Here is a 4,819-nt window from a genome sequence, read left to right as displayed (position 1 = left end):
GTAGCGTCGGATGTGGATAAGAGAAAGGGGGTACGCGGCCCGGGCGGCTCTCCCCCGGGCACGGACCGGATCCCCGCCCCGGTGGACGGGACGGGGCCGGCCCGGGGTTCTCAGGCCAGTTCCCAGCGGGCCCCGGCCGGGGTGTCCTCGATCACCACACCCGCCTCGCGCAGGCGGTCGCGGATGGCGTCGGCCTCGGCCCAGTCCCGGTTCTCCCGAGCCGTCTGCCGGCGTTCCAGCAGCAGACCGATCAGGTTGTCCAGGGCCCCGGTCAGCTTCTCCTCACGGTTCGCGCCCGCGCCGGCCGCCCCGCTCCACATCGGGTCCAGGGGGTCCATCCCCAGGACGCCGAGCATCGCCCGGGTCTGCGCCGCGAGCGAGACCACCGACTCCTTGTCCCCCTCGTCCAGGGCGGTGTTGCCGCGCCGGACCACGGTGTGGATCACGGCCACCGCCTGCGGCACGCCGAGATCGTCGTCGAGCGCGGCGACGAAGTCGTCCGGCAGGGAGTTGGGCCCGGCCGGCTCCACCGCCCCGGCCTGGTCGACCGCCCGGTGCAGGAAGTTCTCGATCCGGCCGAAGGCGGTCTCGGCCTCCGCCAGCGACGCCTCGGAGTACTCGATGGTCGAGCGGTAGTGCGGCGTGCCGAGGTAGTAGCGCAGCACGATCGGGCGGTGCCTGCGGACCATCTCGGAGACCAGCACCGAGTTGCCCAGCGACTTGCTCATCTTCTCGCCGCTCATCGTCACCCAGGCGTTGTGCAGCCAGAAGGCGGCGAAGTCGTCGCCGTACGCGCGGGACTGGGCGATCTCGTTCTCGTGGTGCGGGAAGACCAGGTCCACCCCGCCGCCGTGGATGTCGAAGGCGGGGCCGAGGTACTTGTGGGCCATCGCCGAGCACTCCAGGTGCCAGCCGGGCCGGCCCCGGCCCCAGGGGGTGTCCCAGGCGGGCTCGCCGGGCCTGGCGGCCTTCCACAGCGCGAAGTCGCGCGGATCGCGCTTGCCGGTCTCGCCCTCCCCGGAGGGCTGCAGCAGGCTGTCGAGGTCCTGGTTGGAGAGCGCCAGGTAGTCGGGGTGGGAGCGCACCGCGAAGTAGACGTTGCCGTCGGCCGCGTAGGCATGGCCGCGCTCGATGAGCACCCGCATCATGTCGATCATCTCCGGCACGTGGCCGGTGGCGCGCGGTTCGTACGTCGGCGGCAGGCAGCCGAGCGCCGTGTAGGCGTCGTCGAAGGCCCGTTCGTTGGCGTAGCCGATGGCCCACCAGGGACGGCCCTCCTCGGCCTCCTTGGTGATGATCTTGTCGTCGATGTCGGTCACGTTCCGCACGAAGGTGACCTCGTACCCGCGGTGCAGCAGCCAGCGGCGCAGCAGGTCGAAGTTGAGGCCGGAGCGGATGTGGCCGATGTGCGGGGCTGCCTGCACGGTGGCACCGCACAGGTAGATCGAGACGTGACCCGGGACGAGCGGGCTGAAGTCGCGGATCCGCCGGGTTCCGGTGTCGTACAGGCGAAGAGTCACGGCACCAGGGTAGTGGGCCGGGGGCGGGGCCCGTACATCCCCGCGGCGGACCCGCCGTGACGCCGCCGACCCGCCGGGGCGCGCCGGCGGGTCGGTCGGGGCTCAGCGGTCGGCGGGCGGCAGCAGCAGCGCGGTGGCCACGGCCGCCAGGCCGTCACCCCGTCCGGTGAAGCCGAGACCGTCGGTGGTGGTGCCGGAGACGGTGACCCGGGCGCCGGCGGCCTCGCCGAGCACCCGCTGTGCCTCGTCCCGACGGGTGCCGATCTTCGGCCGGACGCCGATGACCTGGACGGCGATGTTGCCGATGGCGAAGCCCTCCGCCCGCACGATGCGGGCGGCCTCGCCCAGCAGGCGGGTTCCGGAGGCGCCGGCCCACTCCGGGCGGGAGGTGCCGAAGTGCGCGCCCAGGTCGCCGAGGCCGGCGGCGGAGAACAGGGCGTCGCAGGCGGCGTGGGCGGCCACGTCGCCGTCGGAGTGGCCGGCGAGGCCGAACTCCGCGTCCGGCCACAGCAGGCCGGCGCACCACAGCGGCCGGCCGGCCTCGAAGGCGTGCACGTCGGTGCCGATCCCGACCAGCGGGACGGGGAACCCGCCGGGGGCCCCGGCGTGCGGGGACGCCCCCGGGGAGGGGGAGTGCTCACCAGCCATCGGCCACGCTCCTGCGGGCGAGGACGGCCTCGGCGAGCAGCAGGTCCAGGGGGCGGGTCACCTTGAACGCCTCCTCGTGGCCGCGCACCAGCACCACCGGGACGCCGCGGCGCTCCACCAGGCCGGCGCAGTCCGTGGCGCCCGCCGGGTCCCCGGGGTCGCCCGCGCCGTCCGTCGCGGCGTCGTGGGCGGCGGTCAGCACCGCGCGGTCGAAGCCCTGCGGGGTCTGCACGGCGCGCAGCGAGGCGCGCGCCGGGGTGGCGACGACCGGTTCGGGGTCCTCCGGGCCGCGGCCGGCGGCGGGGGCCACCTGCTTGACGGTGTCGGTGACCGGGAGGGCGGGCACGACAGCGGGGGCGCCGGCGCGGACCGCCGCGACGACCGCGTCCACGGTGGCCACGGGGACCAGGGGGCGGGCCGCGTCGTGCACCAGCACCACGTCGACGTCGGGGTCGCCGACGGCGGCGAGACCGAGGCGGACCGACTCCTGACGGGTGTCGCCGCCGGGAACCACCCGCAGGGTCACCCGGTCGGGCAGCGGGTGACCGTCGAGCAGCGAGCGGACGCCGGGCACGTCGTCGGCGGGAGCCACCACGACGATCGGCCCGACGCTCGTGGAGCGGGCCATCGCCCGGACGGCGTGCACCAGCATGGGGACGCCGCCCAGCGGGCGCAGTGCCTTGGGGGCGCCGGGCCCCAGGCGGACACCGCGACCGGCGGCGGGGATGACGACCGCGGTGCGGCCGGGGGCGGACCGGGCGGCCCCGGTGGGTGGTGTGTGTGTCATCGCTTCCGGGGGAGGTTTCCGGCCCGGGTTCGGCGGGCCGGGTTTGTCGTCGGTGGTGGGGTGGGTATGGCCCGGGTGTGCCGGGAGATCGCGCGATCGGTCCCCTTCCGAACCCTCCGTGACACCGATCGCGCCGCTCTTCGTACGAACGGTACGGCGTACGAACGTACGGCCACGACCATCACATGAGCATGTCCCGCGGCGGGCGGGTCGCCCCGGCGACCGTCCCGGCGCGGGAGGGTCCCGGTGCGGGGCCCGAAGCCACCGGGCGACCGGTGGCGGGCACGCCGGTGCCCGTGCGCGGTCACGTGTCCGGTGAACGGGGGCAGCCGACCGCCGCCCCCGTGGTTCCCCGTGGTTCGAGGTCGCCCGACCGAGCGGGGGGAGCCGGGCATGCCGGAGCGGACGGTGCCGCGTTCCGGTGAGCCCGTCGATTCCCACCGGTTCACCCCGGTTCCCGGCGATCGCCGGGCCCCCGGGATGTGTCGGAGTGTGAATTCCCGTCGACAGGGCAGGACTCGATGGGTAAGGATGCGGACGACGCCCCGACGGGAAAGGATCCCGGAGGGCGCCGCCGAGTCGTGTCCCCGTGAACCCGCCGACGCATGGGCGTCGTTGGGCGCACGGCGGCACACCGGCGCATCGGAACAGGAGAGGACCCCGCCCCGAGGCGGTGGGGCCGGAGAGCGGGTGGGGCATCGGACGCACCGAGCACGACCGACGGGATCGGCGAACACCGACGCGTCACGTGTCGTGGTGACGCATGACCTCGCACACGTCACACGACCCGGACCGCTCCGGTGATGGCACCGGACGCCCCGACCACTCTCCGGCGACCCCTTCCGCGGGCCGGAGTGCCGAGCGGGCTCAGGAGGCGAGAACCTCGTCGAGCAGCGTCTCCGCCTTGTCCTCGTTCGTGCTCTCCGCGAGAGCCAACTCGCTCACCAGGATCTGGCGGGCCTTGGCGAGCATCCGCTTCTCACCGGCGGAGAGGCCGCGCTCGCGCTCGCGGCGCCACAGGTCGCGGACGACCTCCGCCACCTTGATGACGTCGCCGGACGCCAGCTTCTCCAGATTCGCCTTGTACCGCCGGGACCAGTTGGTGGGCTCCTCGGCGTACGGCGCGCGCAGCACCTCGAAGACCCGGTCCAAACCGTCCTGGCCCACCACGTCGCGCACCCCGACCAGCTCGGCGTTCTCCGCCGGGACGCGCACCTCGAGATCGCCCTGGGCGACCTTCAGCACCAAATAGGTCTTGTCCACGCCTTTGATCTGGCGAGTTTCGATGGCCTCGATCAGCGCGGCCCCGTGATGGGGATACACCACGGTGTCGCCAACCTTGAACGTCATGTGACAGGTACCCCTTCCGTGGCTATCCAGGGTAACACGGATCCCCTCCCGCATGAATGGCGTTTTCGCAGGTCAGCCCATATCTCGGGGCTTGACAAGGCTGCCGGTGACATGCATCGCACCTCCCCCGGCGGGAGGTATGCGCAGGTCGGAGGGGTGGTGACGACCGACGGAATGCCGCGACGAACTCGCCCCGGAGAGCGCTCCACGGCGAAATCATGTCCGTTTTGTCATGGTTGGGAGAATCACAACAGCGGGGTTCCCGGAGAGCCGGGAGTCGACTTCCCCGACACTTCCCCAACCGGTTCCGGCGGTATTCCGGGGGCACCCGCAGTTGCCGACATCGGCTCCGGAAACCCGATCCCGGATTGGGAATGCGAGCCCCCCGGAACCGCCCCGGGGCCCCGGGAAGCGGGTGATCACGGTTCGATCGCGACCCGCCCCGGGGAAGTCACCGGTGATCCCGCGGAAAACGATCAAGGGGCCGGATATCCGCGTCCCCCGCCCCCTCCCC

Annotated in this window: 4 protein-coding genes; all 4 read right to left on the bottom strand. The window is 73.3% G+C overall.

Features of this window, described 5'->3' with window-relative positions; genetic code table 11:
- Window positions 1-110 precede the first annotated feature (110 nt).
- The 4 genes from cysS to FOE67_RS16720 all read right to left on the bottom strand — a co-directional run bounded on the left by cysS (window position 111) and on the right by FOE67_RS16720 (window position 4,305).
- Window positions 111-1,520, bottom strand: coding sequence for a cysteine--tRNA ligase (cysS, locus tag FOE67_RS16735; RefSeq protein WP_182665099.1), 1,410 nt, complete (start codon window positions 1,518-1,520; stop codon window positions 111-113).
- Between the two features lie 102 nt (window positions 1,521-1,622).
- A complete protein-coding gene (gene ispF / locus FOE67_RS16730) occupies window positions 1,623-2,168 on the bottom strand; it encodes a 2-C-methyl-D-erythritol 2,4-cyclodiphosphate synthase (protein ID WP_182665097.1) in 546 nt (181 codons plus the stop codon).
- Window positions 2,158-2,955 carry a 2-C-methyl-D-erythritol 4-phosphate cytidylyltransferase gene (ispD, locus tag FOE67_RS16725; protein WP_182665095.1) on the bottom strand — a complete coding sequence of 266 codons (798 nt, stop codon included), beginning with the start codon at window positions 2,953-2,955 and terminating at the stop codon, window positions 2,158-2,160. The genes ispF and ispD overlap by 11 nt, the downstream gene beginning before the upstream one ends.
- 867 nt (window positions 2,956-3,822) lie before the next feature.
- Window positions 3,823-4,305 (bottom strand): CarD family transcriptional regulator, encoded by a 483-nt coding sequence (locus FOE67_RS16720; protein ID WP_182665093.1) that lies wholly within the window; start codon window positions 4,303-4,305, stop codon window positions 3,823-3,825.
- Between the last annotated feature and the right edge of the window lie 514 nt (window positions 4,306-4,819).

It is taken from the genome of Streptomyces calidiresistens, assembly GCF_014141525.1.
In the GTDB taxonomy this organism is placed as follows: domain Bacteria; phylum Actinomycetota; class Actinomycetes; order Streptomycetales; family Streptomycetaceae; genus Streptomyces; species Streptomyces calidiresistens.
The sequence above is the reverse complement of the archived record's forward strand: the minus strand, read 5'-3'. Positions and strand labels throughout refer to the sequence as shown.

Excerpts from the sequence above, each read along its gene's own strand:
- ispD (WP_182665095.1), bottom strand. The coding sequence starts at position 2,955 with ATGACACACACACCACCCACCGGGGCCGCCCGGTCCGCCCCCGGCCGC.
- ispF (WP_182665097.1), bottom strand. The coding sequence starts at position 2,168 with ATGGCTGGTGAGCACTCCCCCTCCCCGGGGGCGTCCCCGCACGCCGGG.
- FOE67_RS16720 (WP_182665093.1), bottom strand. The coding sequence starts at position 4,305 with ATGACGTTCAAGGTTGGCGACACCGTGGTGTATCCCCATCACGGGGCC.